This window comes from Chromobacterium sp. FG89, assembly GCF_057808735.1.
On sequence record NZ_JBMDIQ010000016.1, the window covers coordinates 66625 to 85076 of the forward strand.

The following is an 18452-nucleotide window of genomic DNA, read 5'->3' on the forward strand; positions in this document are numbered from 1 at the left end:
GGAGTAGTTGGCGACGAGAGTATTGAATGCGGGCAGTCATTGAATCCGGGGCCGAAGGGCCGGTGCAAACGGGGTTCGACAGCGCGAGGCTGCGTGAGTTGCGTCAGTATACGGCAAACGCCGCGACGGCGCAGAGCGCCGCCGCCGGCGTCGCCGCGCTCAAGCCAGCAGATTGGCCAGGCTGGAGGTGGACTGCTGCATGGCCGACAGCTCGCTGTTGAGCGCGGTGTATTCGTTCAGCAGCGAGCTTTTCTCGTTGGCCAACTGGTTGTTGAGCTGAGCCTGCAGATTGGTTTCGTCGTTGATCTTGACGTTGATGTCGCCCTGATCGGCGGTGATCATGCCGTTGGGGCCCAGCAGATTGTTGATGGCGGTGTTGAAGGCGTTGGCGTAGCCGTTGTTCTGGGCGTTGCCGAACAGATTGGCCACCGCGCCGGGATCGGCGTTCAGCGCGGTGGTGAAGGCGCTGGAATCCAGTTTCAGCGTGCCGTCCGCCTGCTGAGTGATGCCGACCTGGGCCAGGTAGGCATAAGAGGAGGAGGCGTTGACGCCCGGCACCGGCGTGCTGAGCAGGCCGGACAGCTGCTCTTGCAGGCCGATGACGTCGCTATTGTTCTTCATGCTGCCGTTGAGGGCGGCGTTGCTGGCGCTGATCACCTGGTTGTAGGCGCTGACGAAGGTTTGCAGCGTGGAGGTGACGTTGGCGGTGTTCTGGCTCATGTTCAGCGTCACCTGGCCCAGCTTGTTGAGGTTGACCGTGGCGCCGTTGATCACATTGCTCAGGGTGTTGCTGCTGCTGGACACATTGACGCCGTTGACGGTGAGCAAGGCGTCCTGGGCCGCCGCGGATTCGCCGGCGGCCGCGCTGCTTTGGCTCAGGCCGGCCAGAGTGTTGCCGGACGCGGCGCCGCTGTCGCTGCCGCCGGCGGCGATGCTGAAGGCGTTGGCGGGGCCGGATTGCGCGGAGGCCAGTACCAGCGAGAACTTGCTGTTGTACTCCACCACCGAGGCGTTGACGCCGATGCCGGCGCTATTGATGCTGTCGGCAATGGAGGACAGCGAGACGGCGGAGCCGTTCTGGCCCAGTTGCACGGTGCTGGTGGTCCCGTTGACGGTGAAGCTCAGCGCGCCGGGCGCGCCGGCCAGCGCGGCGTTCTGGTCGGTGATGGCTTGCCCGCCCGAGGTTTGGTCGAACACCAATTGTCTCGGCTGGGCCAACTGGGTGACGTTGAGCGCGTAATTGCCGGCCACGCCGCCGCTGGTGGCGCTGGCGCTGGCGATGGTGTTGTCGGTGGAGGCGATCTGGAATTGCTGCAGAAAGCTGCCGGAGGCCATGGCGGTGGAGGCGGTCTGCAGGCTGGACAGCGCGGAGCTGATCTGGCCGATGGAGCTGAGCTGGGACTGATAATTGCTGACCCGGCTCTGGCTTTGGGTCAGCGGTTGCGAGTCCACTGCGATCAGCTGGCTGACAATGCTTTGCACGTCCAGCGGCCCTACGCTGGTGGTGATGGATGCCATGACGACGCCTCCCTGGCGCGCCGCTGCCGCTGGCGCGCTTGTCTTGCGAGAAAATCAAGCGTTGTGGTCGTTGCGTGTTCCATCACGGGGCCGCCGGCTGCCAGCCGGCGGGGGAATACTGTCATGTTATCGGCCGTTTGGCCGTCAACTTTAATCCCCGGCCCGACTCTCGCAATAACGCGGGCCGGGCCGGGCGGTTGACGGCCCTGCAGCGGCTCAAGAGTGGTTTTTGAGCTCGGCGGCGGGGTCCGCGGCGGCGTCTTCCTGCGCAACGGTCTTGGGCGGCAGGAAGAAGGACAGCGGCGCGCTGAGGAAGCGCTTGAGCAGCATCGGCACCAGCGGCCACAGCAGGCTGCCGGACAGCTTGCGCGAGCGCAAGGCCACCCACAAAGCCAGCGAGAAGCTGACCGCCAGATTGGTCAGGCCGATCAGCGCCACGCCGGCGCAGCCGAGCAGCACGGTGGCCAGGGGCAGCTGGAAGTCCTGCGCCACGGTGGCGAAGGCCAGATTGGCGGCGGAGAAGGTGATGTGGCGGATATCGATGGGCAGGCCGAGGATGAAGCCTATGGTGCCGGTCAGGCCCAGGAACATGCCGAAGTAGAAGTTGCCGGCCAGTGCGCCCAGATTGTGTTCGATATAGTTGCCCAGTCTCCAGGCGCGGTTTTCGCCCAATAGCCGCTTCAGCCCGGCGTGGGAGGCGATGCGCTCAGGAATGCGGCGGTAGATCGCCTTGTTGTCGTAATAACCGGCGATCAGGCCGGACAGGAACAGAAACACCCCGGCGATGGCGGCGTGGGGCAGCGCCAGGCTGTGGATGGGGTCGATGTCGTGCAGCAGACTTTGCGCCTTGGCCACGTCCACCACCGGCGCGCCGAAGGCGGCCTGCCAGGCGAAGGCGATCAGGCCGGCGGTGGGGATGGCCAGCAGCACATTGCCGAGGATGGCGACGAACTGGGTGCGCATCACTTTGACCACCAGGTCGGCCAGGTCCTCCAGCTGCTTCTTTTGTCCGTTGTTTTCGTGCAGCACCGCGGCGATGCGCGCGGCGGTCATCGCCGGCTGCTTGGTGGCGATGGTCAGGTGCAGGATTTGCACGATGATGAAGCCGATCGCGTAGTTGAGGCCGAAGGCGATGCCTTCCCACAGCGGCGGCAGGTGGCCGCGGCTGAGCATCAGCTTGATCAGCGCCATGAAGCCGACGATGAGGCCGGCGCCCATCGCCGCCTTGGCCATGGCGGACCACTCCTTGCGGCTTTCCGCGATGTAGTGCTCGCCGTGGCGGCCGGCGTGCTCGGTGACTTGCAGCGCCAGCAGCTCCACATTGGATTTGAACAGATCGCGCAGGCTGTATTTGCGGTTTTCCGCGCGCGCGAAGGTGACGATGAGCTGGAACAAGTGCGGTTCCGCGGCCGGGTCGTGTTCCGGGTCCAGGATGGCCAGCAAGGCGCGGATGCGGGCGATGCTCTGCGCCAGCCGCAGGCCGTGGTAGGTGAGGTTGACCGAGATGCCGAAGCGGCGCGCGTTCTTGCGCACCTTGTTGAGTATGCTTTCGCACTGGTCCAGCAGCACCAGCACGTGCTTGTCGTCCTCGGCGCGCGGCAGGCCCTCGATCAGATCGCGGCGGTAGCCGTCGACGTAGCGCTGAACCTCGGCGTTCAGATTGAGAAATGGCGATTCGAAGCGTTCGATGTCCGGATTGATGCGCACCAGCTCCGGCTCCAGGCCGATGGCGGTGATCTGGGCCGACAGCACTTGCACCGATTCCAGCAACTGCAGGCGGGTCTGCTGCCAGCCGTCGGCGTTGTCGTTCTCCTGCCAGGCCATCGCCCGCCACAGCGCGTGCCAGGTGGCGTCGGGGATGGCCGCCAGCCAGATGTAGTCCTGCTTCCAGCTAAACAGCCGGCTGAAGCGGTCCTGCAGCGAATCCGCCTTATAAGGCATGGGCAAAATGCGTTCGCCGACGCGTCGCAGCAAGGTGGAGCCGAAGCCTTCGTTGGCCAGGATGCCGCATTCGGTGTACAGCGGAATCTGCCGGGTTTCGGTCAGCAATTGCAGCAGCGCCTTGCGCAGGGCCGCGCGGTATTCGGCATGGTGTTCCAGCAGATAGGACAGCGCCTGCAGATTGACGACGGCTTGTTGCGGCTTGCCGGCGTCGTCGGGGCGCAGGCACTGCAGCAGCGCGGACAGGGCGTCGAGCTGGGCCGGCGCTTGGCTGACCTGGCGCAAGGCCTGCTCCAGGCTGGGGGACTGATTGTTTTCGCTCATCTAGGGTGCTGGTTAGGGGGCTAGTGGGTGATGGGGGCGCGATTCCGGCCCATGACCTTAATGGTAGGCGCAAGCGGGCTGATTTTCCGACGCGGCGCGGACGGCCGGCGGCGCGTGGAATCGGCATCGGGGTTTAGAGATGGGGACGATTGATTCAGTTTCCAGCTTTGCTTGCAAAATCGCGCAATTGACACCTTACTGACCAGTAAGTAGAGTGCTTCGCATGACTCAAGGCCCAGATCCCAAGACCGACACCCGCAAGCGCATCCTGGACATCGCCGAGCAATTGCTGCTCAGCCGGGGCTTCAACGCTTTCAGCTACCAGCACATCAGCTCGGAGCTGGGCGTGCGCAACGCCGCCATTCATTATCACTTCCCCAAGAAAAGCGATCTGGGCGTGGCCTTGATCCAGCGTTACCGCCGGCGTTTCCAGCGCTTCATCGACCAGCAGGCGGCGCTGGATCCCCAGGCGCAGCTGGAGGCGTATTTCGGTCTGAGCGACAGCTATTACCGGCAGCACCGGCTGATCTGTCCCAGCGGCATTCTCAGCACCGAATTCCTGACGCTGCCGGAGGAAATGCAGCGGGAAGCGGCGGCCTTCATCGACGAGATGCGGCTGTGGGCGGTGGACATCACCAGGCGCGGCGCGGCCAGCGGCCAGATGCGTTACGCCGGCACGCCGGAGGCCATCGGCATGATGCTGTTTTCCGCCTTGCAAGGGGCGCTGCAGCTGGCGCGCATAGACCAGCACGCGCTGGAGACCATCAAGCAGCAAGTGCGCGCGGTGCTGGGCCTGGGCGGGCATTGAGTGCCGGAATCACGACAACAACAGAGGGGCGCTACATGGAGTACAAGAAAAACAGCATGAGCCGCATTGCCGACAAAGTGGGCAAGTTGCCGGCGGGAATGCGCAGCACGGTATTGAGCATGATGTTCGGCAAGATCGTGCCGTTTCTGTCCACCGCGGGCCTGCGTTTCGAGGAGGTGGGCCATCAGCGTTTGACGGTGTCCATCCGCAACCGCAAGAAGGTGCAGAACCACATCCGCGGCGTGCACGCCGCGGCGATGGCCCTGCTGGCGGAGACCTCGACCGGCTTCGTCGTCGGCATGAATATGCCGGACGACAAGCTGATGCTGCTCAAATCGATGAAGGTCAACTATGTGCGCCGCTCGCAAGGCGATATGCGCGCGGTGGCCAGCCTGAACGCGGAGCAGATCCAGCTGATGCACGACACGGAAAAGGGCGAGGTGCTGGTGCCGGTGCTGGTCACCGACGAGTCCGGCGAATCGCCGATCGAATGCGAAATGCTGTGGGCGTGGATTCCCAAGAAACGTCCGGAACAAGGAGCGGCGGCATGATCAATCTGGAAACGATACGGATCGAGCTGAACGAACACGTGGCCTTGATCCGCCTCAATCGCGCGGACAAGGCCAATGCGCTGAACCAGCGGATGTGGCAGGACTTGCGGGCCGCCTTCGAGTGGCTGGACGACACCCCGGCCGCGCGCGTGGGCGTGCTGGCCGGCGAGGGCCGTCATTTCTGTTCCGGCATCGACCTGGGCATGCTGATGGGCGTGCAGGCGGAGATCGCCGACGACTGCGAGGCGCGCAAGCGCGAGAAATTGCGCCGTCTGATCCTGGATCTGCAGGGCTGCGTCAATAGTCTGGAGCGTTGCCGCAAGCCGGTGATCGCCGCGGTGCACGGCGCCTGCGTCGGCGGCGGCCTCGACATCGCGCTGGCGGCGGATTTCCGCTTTGCGGCCGCGGACGCGGTGTTTTCGGTGCGGGAGATCGACGTCGGCATGGTGGCGGACGTGGGCTCGCTGCAGCGGCTGCCGCGGGTGGTAGGCGAAGGCCTGGCGCGCGAGCTGGCCTTGACCGGCCGCGACGCGACGGCGGAAGAAGCGTTGGCCATCCGCCTGGTCAACCGCGTGCTGCCGGATGCGAACGCGGTGCTGGCGGCGGCGTTGGAATCGGCGCGGCTGATCGCCGGCAAGTCGCCGCTGGCGATGCGCGGCTGCAAGGAGGTGCTCAATTACAGCCGGGACCACTCGGTGGCGGACGGCCTTGAATATGTGGCGAACTGGAACGCGGCGATGCTGATCTCCGAAGACATCCAGAAGGCCGGCATGGCCATCCTGACCGGGCACGCGGCGCAGTTCCGCGACTGAAGCGAGGCTTGTCTCGCGGGTTTCCAATGGCGCCTTAGGGCGCCATTGTTCGTTCTTGGCCCCGTTCACCCGCCGCCGCGCTTCGAGAGCGGCGGGGCGTAAAAAAAAGAGGCGCGGAGCGCCTCTTCGGTTCAAGCGGTAGGACTGGGCTTACTGGGCGGCGCTGGCGGCCGGCGCGGCGGCGGCTTCGCCGCCGACGGTGGACACCACTTCCCACTTGCCGCCCTTGACCTGGTACACGGTCACCGCGCCGTTCTTGATGTCGCCCTTGTCGTCAAAGGCGATCTTGCCGGTCACGCCGGTGTAGCCGGTCTTGCCCACTTCGGCCAGATAGGTTTTGGGGTCGGTGGATTTGGCGCGTTTCATCGCGTCCACCAGCACCATCACCGCGTCGTACTCATACGGTGCGTAGATCTGCACCTCGGTGTTGAATTGCTTCTTGAACTTGTCGTTGAACGCCGCGAAGCCCGGCATCTTGTCGCGCGGCACGCCGCAGCTGGACGCGTACTGGCCGTCGGAAGCCTCGCCGGCCAGCTTGATGAATTCCGGCGTCTGCCAGCCGTCGCCGCCCATCAGCTTGGCCTTGAGGCCCAGGCGCTGCATCTGCTTGGCCAGCGGGCCGGCTTGCGCGTCCATGCCGCCGTAGAAGATCAGGTCCGGCTTGCTGGCCTTGATCGAGGTTAGAATGGCGTTGAAGTCGGTGGCGGTGTTGGTGGTGAACTCGCGTTTCACCACTTCGGCGCCCTTGCCCTTGACCGCGGCCTCGAACTGATCGGCCAGGCCCTGGCCGTAGGCGGTGCGGTCGTCGATGATGGCGATCTTCTTGGCTTTCAGACCGGTGGCAGCGAATTCGCCCAGCGCGCGGCCTTGCTGCACGTCGTTGGCGATCACGCGGAAAGTGGTCTTGAAGCCTTGCTTGGTGTAGTCCGGATTGGTGGCGGACGGAGAGATCTGCGGAATGCCGGCGTCGGAGTAAATCTTGGACGCGGGGATGGTGGTGCCGGAGTTCAGGTGGCCCACCACGCCGGCCACGCCGGCGTCAACCAGGCGCTGCGCCACTTGGGTGCCGATCTTCGGGTCGCCCTGGTCGTCTTCCGACACCAGTTCGAATTTGAGCTTCTTGCCGCCGATCTCCACGCCGGCGGCGTTCAGGTCGGCAATGGCCAGCTTGGCGCCGTATTCATTGTCCTTGCCCAGATGGGAAATCGGACCGGACATCGGCGATACCTGGCCGATCTTGACGACGGCGCCGTCGCCTGCGGCTTGAGCCGGGGCCGAAGCCGCCTGGTTGGCGGCCGGTTGCTCTTGCTTGCCGCAGGCGGCCAGGGTCATGGCGGCAGCGGCAATGACGCTGAGGCGGACATATTTGTTCATGTGATGTATCCCCTGATTCTCTATTCTGTAGACTCTAGTCATCTCTTTGTGGCCAACGGTATTTGGTGAAAATGACCATTGGTTGCGTTTGATTATGGGTAGCTGTTTGCGCGAGTGTCAATGTCAAAACCGGGGAGGGGTGCAACTATTTGTAAACTTCTTGGGTAATGGTGTGTCTAAAGCGCAAACGCCACCTGGAATAACTGCCAGGTGGCGTTTCTTGTTTTTCAAGTTTTTGAATTTAAACGACTTGTTCGGATTTTTGCCGGCAGTCCGGTTTCAGATTTTGGCGCCCAAGGCCTTGGCCCGTTCCTGGCGCAGCGGGGCGTTTTCCTCCGGGGCCTCGCACCATCCCGCCAGATTCTGTTTGATCATAGTCGAGATTGCGTGAATCCATTGCGGGTTTTCATTCAAACACGAAATGTATCGATATTCGCCGCCGCCATGGCTGAGAAAGGTCTCCTTGCCTTCCATCGCGATTTCTTCCAGCGTTTCCAGGCAATCGGCGATAAAGCCGGGACAGAGAATATCCAGCTTGCCGGTCTTGTCTTTGCCCAACTGAGCCAATACTTCGCTGGTATAAGGCTGCAGCCATTCCGCGCGGCCGAAACGGCTTTGGAAACAGACTTGGTACTCCTGTTGCGTCAAGCCCAGCGCTTCCGCCAATAAGCGTCCGGTTTTCTGGCATTCGCAGTGATAGGGGTCACCCTTGTCGCGGGTGAAGCGCGGCACGCCGTGGAAGCTCATCACCAATTTGTCGCCGCGGCCGTGTTCGCGCCAATGCGCGCGCACTTGTTCCGCCAGCGCGCGGATATAGCCGGGGTCGTCGTGGAAATGGCGAATGGTGCGCAGCTCCGGCATATTGCGCAGCTTCATCAGCGCGCGGAAGACCTGGTCCAAGGCGGTGGCGCTGGAGGAGGCCGCGTATTGCGGATACAAGGGCAGCACCAGCAGCCGTTCCACGCCTTGTTCGCGCATGCGGGCGATCACATTTTCCACCGAAGGCTCGCCGTAGCGCATGGCGAAGTCCACCACCAGATTGCGCAAGCCCATCTCGCCCAGCTGGCCCTTGATCAGCGCCGCCTGTTGGCGGGTGTGGGTGTAGAGCGGCGAACCGTCCTTTTCCCAGATCGCCGCGTATTTCTTGGCGGATTGGGCCGGGCGGGTGTTCAGGATCACGCCGTTGAGGATCAGCCACCAGAGCGCGCGCGGGATTTCGATCACGCGGCGGTCGGACAGGAATTCTTTCAGGTAGGGGCGCAGCGCCTTGGCGGTGGGCGCTTGCGGCGTGCCCAGATTCATCAGCAGCACGCCGGTCTTGGGCGCGTAGTCGTGACGAAACGGGGGTTCGGGCTTGAAATCCGCCATGCGGGACCTCTTGGTTGAGGCCGGGCGGCATGGCGCCCGGCCGGGTTTGGTGGCTTGTCTTAGTCTTCGCGGGACGGCGCCAGCACTGCGCGGTTGCCGTTGCTTTCCATCGCCGAAACCAGGCCGGCGGACTCCATTTGCTCGATCAGCCGCGCGGCGCGGTTGTAGCCTATGCGCAGATGACGCTGCACCGAGGAGATGGACGCCTTGCGCGTCTTGAGCACGATGGCGACGGCTTCATCGTAAAGCGGGTCGGCTTCGCCGTCGGATTCGCCGTCGAGGCCGGAGGACGCGCCGTCGTCGCCCTCGCTTTGGCCGGTGAGAATGCCTTCCACGTAGTCCGGTCCGCCGGTGCTTTTCAGGAACTCCACCACATGGTGGACTTCCTCGTCGGCGACGAAGGCACCGTGCACCCGCACCGGGTAGCCGGTGCCCGGCGGCAGATAGAGCATGTCGCCCTGGCCCAGCAGGGTTTCCGCGCCCATCTGGTCCAGAATGGTGCGGCTGTCTATCTTGCTGGACACCTGGAAGGCGATCCGCGTCGGGATATTGGCCTTGATCAGGCCGGTGATCACGTCCACCGACGGCCGCTGGGTGGCCAGGATCAGATGGATGCCGGCGGCGCGCGCCTTCTGCGCCAGCCGCGCGATCAATTCCTCGATCTTCTTGCCGGCCACCATCATCAGGTCGGCCAGCTCGTCGATCACCACCACGATCAGCGGCAGGGTGTCCAGCGGTTCAGGCGTTTCCGGCGACAGGCTGAAGGGGTTGGGGATCTTCTCGCCGGCCTTGTCCGCGTCCTTGATCTTTTGGTTGAAGCCGGCCAGATTGCGCACGCCCAGCTTGGACATCAGCTTGTAGCGGCGCTCCATCTCCGCCACGCACCAGTTCAGCGCGTTGGCGGCCTGCTTCATATCGGTGACCACCGGGGCCAGCAGATGCGGAATGCCTTCGTAGATCGACAATTCCAGCATCTTGGGGTCAACCATGATCAGCCGCACTTCCTTGGGCGTGGACTTGTAGAGCAGGGACAAGATCATCGCGTTGATGGCCACGGATTTGCCGGAGCCGGTGGTGCCGGCCACCAGCACGTGCGGCATCTTGGCGAGGTCGGCGGACACGGGCTGGCCGGCGATGTCCTTGCCCAGCGCCATGGTCAGCCGGGAGGCCATGTTCTGGTAGCCGTCGGAGCCGACGATTTCCGACAGACGCACGATCTGGCGTTTGGGATTGGGCAGCTCCAGGCCCATATAGGTTTTGCCGGGAATGGTCTCCACCACGCGGATGGACACCAGGGACAGCGCGCGCGCCAGGTCCTTCATCAGGTTGACCACCTGAGCGCCCTTGACGCCCACCGCGGGCTCCACCTCGTAGCGGGTGATCACCGGGCCGGGATAGGCGGCCACCACTTTGACGTCGACGCCGAAGTCGGCCAGCTTGCGTTCGATTAGCCGCGAGGTGTATTCCACCGTGTCCTGCGATACCGGCTCCTGCTGCTCCTTGGGCGCTTCCAGCAGCGTCAGGCCGGGCAGCGCGCCGTCCTTGGGGTCGGCGAACAAGGAGTGCTGCACCGGCTTTTGCGCCTTGGTGGACAGCGGCACGTCCAGCACCGGCGGTTCGATGCGCAGAGGGATTTTCTCTTCGTTCTTCTTTTTCTCGGTGGTGATCTTGGCTTCGCGCTTCTGCGCGATTTCCTTGCCGATTTCCCTGTCCTTGCGCGCCTGCCAGCTGTGCCACAGCTTCAGGGCGCCGTCTTCCAGCGCGCCGCCCAGGCGTTCCATGATGTCCAGCCAGGACAGGCCGGTGAACAGGGAGAAGCCGATGGCGGCCAGCACGCTGAGCAAGAGATAGGCGCCGGACAGGCCCAGGCCGTGGGCGATGCCTAGGCCGATGAAATGTCCCAGCATGCCGCCGGCGGACAGCGGCAGATTCAGCGCTTTTTCGGCCAGGATGATGGCTTCAATGCTGGCGCTGGAAAACAGTAGCAGCAGAAAGCCGCCGATGGCGGCGACGGTGATGGGATTGAGCTTGAAGCCCAGGGTTTCCATCCGCTGATAGCCCCAGGCGATGGCCACCAGGCAGAACACCACCAGCCACCAGGCGGACAGGCCGAACACATAGAGCAGCATATCGGACAGCCAGGCGCCGAAAGCGCCGCCGTAGTTGCGCACCGTGGGGTCGGAAGAGCTGTGGGACCAGGAGGGGTCGAGCGGGGAGTAGCTGGCCAGCACCAGCACCAGATAGACGGCCAGCACGGCCATCAGCAGCCACCACGCCTCGCGCAGCAGCGAGGCCAGCTGCGGCGGCAGCGGCGTCTGGCTGTTTTTGACTACGGCTTTGCGCTTGAAAAGTCGCATTTTTCTCTTGTTCGGCTATGACTGTCGCTGATTATAGCCTGACACGCCCGGTTTAAGCGTGTCGGAATGTATTCAGCTCCGCTGACAAGACTTGATGGCGTTCCCTATTGAAACGCTTAGCGGGGATACAGCGCGCCGAGCACGCGTCCGCCGGCGGCGCCGGTCACTTCCGGCAGGTTGCCGGCCAGGCGGCGCAAGAAGCGCCAGCCCAGCCAGGCGAAGGCGGCGGCCTCCACTTGGTGCTCGGGCAGGCCCAGCGCGGCGGTGCCGGCGATGGCTTGCTCCGGCAGCAGCGCGGCCAGCCGGCGCATCAGCGCGCCGTTGCGCGCGCCGCCGCCGCAGACGAAGACCGTCTGATTGCCGGGGCAGTGCAGGGCGATGGCCTGGGCGATGCCGCGCGCGCTTAATTCCAGCAGCGTGGCTTGCACGTCCGCGGCGGGCACATGGCGGCCCAGCAGCTTTTGCTCCAGCCAGGGCAGGTCGAACAGATCGCGTCCGGTGCTCTTGGGCGGCGGCAGACGGAAGAAGGGTTCGTCCAGCAAGGCCTGCAGCAGCGAGTTCTCCACCGCGCCCTGGGCCGCCCACTGGCCGTCGGCGTCGTAGGGCCGGCCCTGGTGGCGCAGGCACCAGGCGTCCATCAGCATATTGCCGGGGCCGCAGTCGAAGCCGACCACCGCCTGGCCCGGATGCAGCCGGGTCAGATTGCTGATGCCGCCGATGTTCAGGATCACGCGGTTTTGTTCCGGCGCGCCGAACACCGCCTGGTGGAAGGCCGGCACCAAGGGCGCGCCTTGGCCGCCGGCGGCCAGGTCGCGGCTGCGGAAGTCGGCGATCACGTCGATGCCGCTCAGTTCGGCGAGGCGGGCCATATTGCCGATTTGCCAGGTGTAGCCGGCGTCCGGCGCGTGACGTATGGTCTGGCCGTGGCTGGCGACGGCGGCGATGTCGGCCGGCTTCAGCCCCTCGGCCGCCAGCAGGCCGTTGACGGCCTGAGCGTAGAGTTCGGCCAGTTCATTGGCCAGCCGGGCGGCGCGGTCCAGTTCGTTGTCGCCGATCGCCTGCAGCGCCAGCGCCTGTTCGCGCAGCCGCGGCGGGTAGGCGACGAAGTGGTCGGCTTCCACGCTGGGCGCGCCCTGTTCGTCGAAGCGCACCAGCACGGCGTCGACGCCGTCCAGGCTGGTGCCGGACATCAGTCCGATCAAGCGTTCATTCATCAGTCTAGCAATGCGATATTGGTGGGCAGTTCGCGCAGCAGTTTCAGGTGCGCGGTCAGCGATTGGTTGCCGGATTTGAACTCGGCCAGCTGGGTGGCGCTCAGGCCCGGGGTCGGCAGCGCGTTGGTGGCCGGGTCCACCGCCTGGCCGTTGATCCGCACTTCAAAGTGCAGATGCGGGCCGGTGGAGCGGCCGGTGCTGCCGACATAGCCTATCACCTCGCCAGCCTTGACGCTCTTGCCGGAGCGGGCGCCTTGGGCGAAGCGGCTCATGTGCGCGTACAGCGTGGTCATTTTCTGATTGTGGCGGATTTCCACCATATTGCCATAGCCGTTTTGACGCTCCACCTTGACCATGGTGCCGTCTGCCGGGGCGATGATGGGGGTGCCGGTGACGGCGGCGTAGTCCACGCCGGAATGCAGGCGCAGAGAGCGCAGGATCGGGTGTTTGCGGAAGCCGAAGCCGGAGCTGATGCGGGCGTTGGCCACCGGCTGGTGGCTGAAGCCCTGTTTGATCGGCTTGCCTTGCGCGTCGTAATAGGCGCCGGATTCGCTGTCGTGGGCGAAGTAGAACGCCTGGTGCAGCTTGCCGGAGCGCTGGATTTCCACCGCCAGCAGGTTGCCGGCGGCGATGGGCGCGCCGTTGTAGAGCAGGGTTTCGTACACCAGATTGATGCGGTCGCCCTTGCCCAGGGAGTTGATGTTGAACTGATCGGCGAAGATTTCCGTCAGCTGGGCGCGGATGTCGCGCGGCACCTGGGCCTTGGCCAGCGCGGCGCCGACCGAGCGGGTGATCAGCAGCGAGCGCACCGTCTGCACCGCCTCGGTGGCGATCGGGTCGGCGCTGGCCTGCCATTCGCCTTTGACCTTTTCGATGGCCACCAGCACCTGTTCGCCGTTCTCGTCGTCATTGAGGAAGCGCAGGCCGAAGAGTTCGCCCAGATCGTTGGTTTGCACCGACAGCGTGGCGCCGGTCTTCAGCTTGAGCAGGTCCTTGGACAAGGGGCTGGAGTGCAGGAAGCGGTTGGCTTCGCTGTCGCGGATGCCCAGCCGGTTCAACACGCGGGCGATGGTGTCGCCTCGCTGTATCGCCTCGTCCCGCCAATAACGGGTGCCGCTCTCGCTGAAGCTGAAGGCGGGCAGGCTGAGTTGTTCGGTCACTTCTTTTTGCTGGATGTCCGCGGCGGCGGGTTGGGCGCCGTTCTGAGCTACGGCGAAAGCGGTGGCCATGCCGAACAAGGGCAGGGAGGCGGCCGCGCCGATCAAGCTCAGATGGTGGTTCATCAGCTTGTGGAAGCATTTTTGCGGGATATGTAGCAGTTTGCGATAATCCATCGTTCACTATAAAAGGCTGGCCATGAGCCAACCTTATGTAAATTCCGTATTTGCCAATCACAGGCCTTGCGGCCGCGTCTCAACATTTGGGGAGCTTGCGCGGCATAAGTTCCTGTGCAAACTGTAAATTATAGCCGCGATTCCGGATGCTATCCGCCTGATTTCGCCGGGCGCCCATGCCAGGGCGTTTTTGCAAGGCTTTGATATTACTTCGATCTTGTCATCCATGTGTAGCGATAAATGAAATTGACATTGTTGTTGCCCGGTCTGCTCTGGCTGGACGGCCACGACGGCGCCGATGTGTGCAAGGGCCTGGATTTGCCCGCCTTGCAGCGTCTGCTGGGCCAGGGCGAACGCGCCGCCAGGCCGGCGGCGCTGAGCGAACTGTTGACCGCGCCGTGGCGCGGCTCCGCGGCGGGTCTGGCGCGGCTGCGGGCGCGCGGCGCCGGCCTGCCGGCGGAGCGGGGGGACTGGCTGCTGGCCGATCCGGTGCATGTGCGCGTGGACCGCGACCGCGCCTTGCTGGCCGATATCGGCGTGATGAGCTTGAGCCAGGCCGAGGCTGAAATCCTGGCCGACGCGGCGAACCGTCATTTCGCCGACGACGGCTGGCGCATCCACCCGCTGGAGCCGGGCCGCTGGCTGCTGCAGCTGGACGCGCCGGCCGCCGCGAGCTTCAGTCCGCTGCCGGACGTGGTGGGCGAGGACATCAACGCGCATTTGCCGCAGGGCGAGCGCGGCCTGGACTGGAGCCGGCTGCTGAATGAATTGCAGATGCTGTTGTACGCCCATCCATTGAACGACGAGCGCGAGGCGCGCGGCGAACTCGGCGTCAACAGCCTGTGGCTGTGGGGCGGCGGCGCGGAGCCGGGCTGGCGCGCGCCGGCCGAGCAGGTGTTCGCCGACGAGGACTGGCTGGGCTGGATCGCCGCCGAGGCCGGCGAACCCTGCTTGCCGGCGCCTTACGATTTCTCCGGCTTCGTCGAGCAGGCCGGCGGCCGCGACAGCCTGCTGGTGCTGGACGCGCTGCAGGCTGCGGCGCAGTACCGCGACGCCTGGGGCTGGCGCGAAGCGCTGCAGCGCCTGGAGAGCGACTGGTTCGCGCCCTTGCTGCAGGCGCTGCGCCAGGGCCGGATCGACAGCCTGGTCTTGCGCGCGCACGGCCCCGAGGGGCTGGAGCTGAGGGCGCGCCGCAACGACCTGTGGAAATTCTGGAAGCGGCCGCTGCCGCTGTCCGCCTTGTATTGAGAAAACATGTCCCAAATCGTTTCCCGAACCATTCCCGCCGACACGCATGAGCAATTGCTGCGCCAGGGCCTGAGCCCGCTGATGGCGCGGCTGTACGCCGCGCGCGGCATCTGCGACTGCGCCGAGCTGGATTACGGCCTCAAGGCCTTGCTGCCCTATCAGAGCCTGAAAAACATCTTGCCGATGGCGCGCCGCCTGGCCGACGCCATCGCCGGCCGGCAACGGCTGCTGGTGGTGGCCGATTACGACGCCGACGGCGCCACCGCCTGTGCGGTGGCGGTCAAGGGCCTGTCCATGCTGGGCGCGCGCGTCGACTTCATCGTGCCCAACCGCTTCGAATACGGCTACGGCCTGACGCCAGAGATCGTTGAGCTGGCCGCACGCCAAAGCCCGGACATCATCGTCACCGTGGACAACGGCATCGCCAGCGTGGACGGCGTACTCGCCGCCAAGGCGCGAGGCATCGAGGTGCTGGTCACCGATCACCACCTGCCCGGCGACACCTTGCCGGAGGCGCTGATCGTCAACCCCAATCAGCCGGGCTGCGAGTTCCCGTCCAAGAACCTGGCCGGCGTCGGCGTGATGTTCTACGTGCTGATGGCCTTGCGCGCCGAAATGCGCCAGCGCGGCGTCTTCGACGAGCGCGGCCAGCCCAATCTGGGCGAACTGCTGGATTACGTGGCGCTGGGCACGGTGGCCGACGTGGTGCGGCTGGACCAGAACAACCGCACCCTGGTGGAAAACGGCCTCAAGCGCATGCGCGCCGGTCGCATGGCGCCGGGCATCGCCGCCTTGTTCCGCGTCGCCGGCCGCGCCCATTACAAGGCCAACACCTTCGATCTGGGGTTCACGCTGGGCCCGCGCTTGAACGCCGCCGGCCGTTTGGACGATATGAGCCTGGGCATCGCCTGCCTGCTGTCCGGCAACGAGGAGCAGGCGCAGCGGTTGGCGCAGCAACTGGATCAGCTCAACCGCGAGCGGCGCAGCATAGAACACGGCATGCAGGACGAGGCGCTGGCGGCGCTGTCCGGCATCGACGCCGACAACCGCTATACGCTGACCCTGTTCCGCGACGACTGGCATCAGGGCGTGGTGGGCATCGTCGCCTCCCGGCTCAAGGAGCGCTTCCACCGGCCGGCCATCGTGTTCGCGCCCGGCGACAACGGCGAGATCAAGGGCTCGGGCCGCTCGATTCCCGGCTTCCATCTGCGCGACGCGCTGGACCTGGTGTTCAAGCGCCATCCCGGCCTGATCCTCAAGTTCGGCGGCCATGCGATGGCGGCCGGCCTTAGCCTGCGTCAATCGCGCTTTGACGAATTCCAGCGCGCCTTCGAGGCGGTGGCGCGTGAACTGCTGGAAGAGCGTCACCTGACCCGCACCATAGAAACCGACGGCAGCCTGGCGCCGCGCGAATTGAACCTGGCGTTCGCCGAGCAATTGGCGGCTGAAGTGTGGGGCCAGGGCTTCCCGGTGCCGTATTTTCACGACCGTTTCGCGGTGATGAGCCAGCGCGTGGTCGGCGACAAGCACCTGAAGCTGCGGCTGGCGCGCGACGGCGAGGAGTTCGACGCCATGCTGTTCAATCAGGTGGAGTGGCTGCCGGACAATGTCGACGCGGTCTACCAGTTGATCGCCAACGAGTGGCAGGGCCGCAAGGAACTGCAAGTGTATTTGCAGCACTGGGCGGCGACGGATCTGGAGCGGAAGATTCCTGGTGTTTAACGATCTTTCGCTCTGGAGGTTGGCGTGGCTGCTGGCCCTGCTTGCTTGGCCGCTGGTGCTGGGCATCCTGCTCTTGCTGATGGCCTGGGGCTTGCTGAGCCGGGGGCGGTTCGGCGCGGCGCTCAAATGGGGAGGCGGCGTCCTTGCCGTGGTTTTCAGCGTTTGCGTGTGGCTCGCCCCGGCCGAAGCCGTCTGGAGTGAGCCTTTGCAACTATTCGGTGTGTTTCTCGCGCTGGCCTTGTTGTTCTGGAGCGCCGCTTTAATTCATTTATGGAGAGCCCGGCAATGAGCATGCCGTTGGTCGCAATACTGGCTGCGCTGGTCGCGGGTTTGGGGGGCTGGGCCGCAGCCGGAATCATGGGCGCGCGCCGGCGCGAGTCGGAGTTGCAGGATTGGACGCAGCGCCTGGCCACGCAGACGGCGCAGTTGGAAAGCGCCAGGGAGTTGTTGCAGGAGGCGCGGCATAAGGAAGGCAAACTGGCGGAGGCCCAGCAGCAGGCCGCGGCCTATTGGTCGGCGATGCAGGAGCATTCCAAGCAACTGGAGGATATGCGTCAGCAGCGCGGCAAGCAGGCGGAGCGCTTGGAGCAACTGAGCGCTGAGCTGACCCGGCTCACCGCGCGCGAGCAGGAGCTGGCGACCTTGCTGGAGCAGGAGCGCGGCCAGAACGCCGAAAAGCTGGCCTTGTTGACCGAGGCGCGCGAAAGCATGGCGGGGCAGTTCAAGGCCTTGGCCGGCGACATCCTGGAAGAGAAGGCCAAGCGCTTCACCGAGCAGAACCAGCAGAACCTCGGCCATCTGCTCGGGCCCTTGCAGCAGCGGCTGCAGGATTTCGGCAAACTGGTGCAGGACAGTTATGAAAAAGACAGCCAGGGGCGCTTGTCACTGGAGGCGGAGCTCAAGCGCCTGCAAGAACTCAACAGCCGGCTGGGCGACGACGCCATCGCGCTGACCAGGGCCTTGACCGGCGCCAGCAGCAAGGCGCAGGGCTCCTGGGGCGAGATGGTGCTGGAGCGGGTGCTGGAAACCTCCGGCCTGCACAAGGACCGCGAATACCGGGTGCAAGTGTCCGACGTGGTGGCCGGCGAGGACGGCAACCGCCGCTACCAGCCCGACGTAGTGATAGACCTGCCGGAAGGCAAGCAGCTGGTGGTGGATTCCAAGGTGTCCTTGAACGCCTATGTGCGCTACACCGCCGCCGAGGACGAGGCCGAGCGCGCGGCGGAAATGAAGGCGCATGTCGCGGCCATCCGCAACCACATCCGCACCTTGTCGGAGAAGCGCTATCAGGACCTGTACCGCTTGAACACCCTGGACTTCGTGTTCATGTTCATCCCGGTGGAGCCGGCCTATCTGCTGGCGGTGCAGCAGGACATGAGCTTGTTCAACGAGGCCTTCGAGCGCCGCATCATGATCGTCGGCCCCAGCACCCTGCTGGCGACGCTGCGCACCGTGGCCAGCATCTGGCGCTACGAATACCAGAACCAGAACGCCCAGGAGATCGCGCGCCAGGGCGGGGCGATGTACGACAAATTCGTCGGCTTCGCCGCCAATCTGGAAAAGCTGGGCAAACAGCTGGACGTGGCGCGCGACAGCTTCGGCGACGCGATGAAGCAGCTGTCCAGCGGCCGCGGCAACCTGGTCGCCAGCGCCGAGCGCCTGCGCAAGCTGGGGGTGCGCAATAACAAGCAATTACAGCAGCATCTTAAACTGGGCGCGGCGGAAGACGAGGGCGCGGAAGGGGCGGAAGAGCCCGGTCCGGACTGACGGAAGTCCGTTGGAGATGACCGTTTCGTGATAGAATACGAGCTGTCATTACCTATGCTGGCCGCCCTGCGGCGGGCGCGTGAATGCACCCGCAATCGCAGCGCGGCCTGTTCA

General features: G+C 64.8%; 14 protein-coding genes. 7 read left to right on the forward strand and 7 right to left on the reverse strand.

Annotated elements, in window-relative coordinates:
- Window positions 1-159: 159 nt before the first annotated feature.
- Window positions 160-1518, reverse strand: coding sequence for a flagellar filament capping protein FliD (fliD, locus tag ACODRW_RS16245; protein WP_107799201.1), 1359 nt, complete (start codon window positions 1516-1518; stop codon window positions 160-162).
- 216 nt (window positions 1519-1734) lie between these two features.
- Complete coding sequence (locus ACODRW_RS16250) at window positions 1735-3783, reverse strand: site-specific recombinase (RefSeq protein WP_488906177.1); 2049 nt, start codon at window positions 3781-3783, stop codon at window positions 1735-1737.
- Window positions 3784-4006: 223 nt separating this feature from the next.
- On the opposite strand from ACODRW_RS16250, the gene ACODRW_RS16255 reads away from it, so the two are divergent.
- Genes ACODRW_RS16255 through ACODRW_RS16265 form a run of 3 tightly spaced genes read left to right on the forward strand, consistent with a single transcriptional unit; the run spans window position 4007 to window position 5954 of the window.
- Entirely contained in the window at window positions 4007-4591 is a 585-nt protein-coding gene (locus tag ACODRW_RS16255) for a TetR/AcrR family transcriptional regulator (RefSeq protein ID WP_488906178.1), read from the forward strand.
- Between the two features lie 56 nt (window positions 4592-4647).
- Window positions 4648-5142 carry a DUF4442 domain-containing protein gene (locus ACODRW_RS16260; RefSeq protein ID WP_227108215.1) on the forward strand — a complete coding sequence of 165 codons (495 nt, stop codon included), beginning with the start codon at window positions 4648-4650 and terminating at the stop codon, window positions 5140-5142.
- Window positions 5139-5954: a crotonase/enoyl-CoA hydratase family protein gene (locus ACODRW_RS16265; RefSeq protein WP_488906179.1), complete on the forward strand. Its 816-nt coding sequence runs from the start codon at window positions 5139-5141 to the stop codon at window positions 5952-5954. Before ACODRW_RS16260 ends, ACODRW_RS16265 begins: the two co-directional genes overlap by 4 nt.
- Before the next feature lie 150 nt (window positions 5955-6104).
- Here the strand turns inward: ACODRW_RS16265 and ACODRW_RS16270 are convergent, their stop codons facing one another.
- The 5 genes from ACODRW_RS16270 to ACODRW_RS16290 form a co-directional block, all read right to left on the reverse strand.
- Window positions 6105-7328, reverse strand: a complete 1224-nt coding sequence (locus ACODRW_RS16270; RefSeq protein ID WP_019101420.1) for a branched-chain amino acid ABC transporter substrate-binding protein — start codon at window positions 7326-7328, stop codon at window positions 6105-6107.
- 279 nt (window positions 7329-7607) lie between these two features.
- Window positions 7608-8696, reverse strand: coding sequence for a ferrochelatase (gene hemH / locus ACODRW_RS16275; protein WP_488906180.1), 1089 nt, complete (start codon window positions 8694-8696; stop codon window positions 7608-7610).
- Between the two features lie 59 nt (window positions 8697-8755).
- Entirely contained in the window at window positions 8756-11053 is a 2298-nt protein-coding gene (locus tag ACODRW_RS16280) for a DNA translocase FtsK (protein WP_488906181.1), read from the reverse strand.
- Between the two features lie 116 nt (window positions 11054-11169).
- Window positions 11170-12267 carry an anhydro-N-acetylmuramic acid kinase gene (locus ACODRW_RS16285; RefSeq protein WP_107799196.1) on the reverse strand — a complete coding sequence of 366 codons (1098 nt, stop codon included), beginning with the start codon at window positions 12265-12267 and terminating at the stop codon, window positions 11170-11172.
- On the reverse strand, window positions 12267-13601 hold the full coding sequence (locus ACODRW_RS16290) for a M23 family metallopeptidase (protein ID WP_107799195.1): 1335 nt from the start codon (window positions 13599-13601) through the stop codon (window positions 12267-12269). Before ACODRW_RS16290 ends, ACODRW_RS16285 begins: the two co-directional genes overlap by 1 nt.
- Before the next feature lie 240 nt (window positions 13602-13841).
- Between ACODRW_RS16290 and ACODRW_RS16295 the strand changes: the two genes are divergently transcribed.
- Genes ACODRW_RS16295 through ACODRW_RS16310 form a run of 4 tightly spaced genes read left to right on the forward strand, consistent with a single transcriptional unit; the run spans window position 13842 to window position 18338 of the window.
- On the forward strand, window positions 13842-14849 hold the full coding sequence (locus ACODRW_RS16295; RefSeq protein ID WP_488906182.1) for a hypothetical protein: 1008 nt from the start codon (window positions 13842-13844) through the stop codon (window positions 14847-14849).
- A 6-nt stretch (window positions 14850-14855) separates the two neighbouring features.
- Window positions 14856-16571: a single-stranded-DNA-specific exonuclease RecJ gene (gene recJ / locus ACODRW_RS16300; RefSeq protein WP_107799193.1), complete on the forward strand. Its 1716-nt coding sequence runs from the start codon at window positions 14856-14858 to the stop codon at window positions 16569-16571.
- A 19-nt stretch (window positions 16572-16590) separates the two neighbouring features.
- Window positions 16591-16860 (forward strand): hypothetical protein, encoded by a 270-nt coding sequence (locus ACODRW_RS16305; protein WP_488906183.1) that lies wholly within the window; start codon window positions 16591-16593, stop codon window positions 16858-16860.
- Window positions 16857-18338: a DNA recombination protein RmuC gene (locus ACODRW_RS16310; protein WP_233246669.1), complete on the forward strand. Its 1482-nt coding sequence runs from the start codon at window positions 16857-16859 to the stop codon at window positions 18336-18338. Before ACODRW_RS16305 ends, ACODRW_RS16310 begins: the two co-directional genes overlap by 4 nt.
- The last annotated feature ends 114 nt before the right edge of the window (window positions 18339-18452 follow it).

Excerpts from the sequence above, each read along its gene's own strand:
- ACODRW_RS16265 (WP_488906179.1), top strand. The coding sequence starts at position 5,139 with ATGATCAATCTGGAAACGATACGGATCGAGCTGAACGAACACGTGGCC.
- ACODRW_RS16250 (WP_488906177.1), bottom strand. The coding sequence starts at position 3,783 with ATGAGCGAAAACAATCAGTCCCCCAGCCTGGAGCAGGCCTTGCGCCAG.
- ACODRW_RS16310 (WP_233246669.1), top strand. The coding sequence starts at position 16,857 with ATGAGCATGCCGTTGGTCGCAATACTGGCTGCGCTGGTCGCGGGTTTG.
- ACODRW_RS16290 (WP_107799195.1), bottom strand. The coding sequence starts at position 13,601 with ATGGATTATCGCAAACTGCTACATATCCCGCAAAAATGCTTCCACAAG.
- ACODRW_RS16270 (WP_019101420.1), bottom strand. The coding sequence starts at position 7,328 with ATGAACAAATATGTCCGCCTCAGCGTCATTGCCGCTGCCGCCATGACC.
- hemH (WP_488906180.1), bottom strand. The coding sequence starts at position 8,696 with ATGGCGGATTTCAAGCCCGAACCCCCGTTTCGTCACGACTACGCGCCC.
- recJ (WP_107799193.1), top strand. The coding sequence starts at position 14,856 with ATGTCCCAAATCGTTTCCCGAACCATTCCCGCCGACACGCATGAGCAA.
- ACODRW_RS16280 (WP_488906181.1), bottom strand. The coding sequence starts at position 11,053 with ATGCGACTTTTCAAGCGCAAAGCCGTAGTCAAAAACAGCCAGACGCCG.
- ACODRW_RS16285 (WP_107799196.1), bottom strand. The coding sequence starts at position 12,267 with ATGAATGAACGCTTGATCGGACTGATGTCCGGCACCAGCCTGGACGGC.
- ACODRW_RS16295 (WP_488906182.1), top strand. The coding sequence starts at position 13,842 with ATGAAATTGACATTGTTGTTGCCCGGTCTGCTCTGGCTGGACGGCCAC.
- ACODRW_RS16260 (WP_227108215.1), top strand. The coding sequence starts at position 4,648 with ATGAGCCGCATTGCCGACAAAGTGGGCAAGTTGCCGGCGGGAATGCGC.
- fliD (WP_107799201.1), bottom strand. The coding sequence starts at position 1,518 with ATGGCATCCATCACCACCAGCGTAGGGCCGCTGGACGTGCAAAGCATT.
- ACODRW_RS16255 (WP_488906178.1), top strand. The coding sequence starts at position 4,007 with ATGACTCAAGGCCCAGATCCCAAGACCGACACCCGCAAGCGCATCCTG.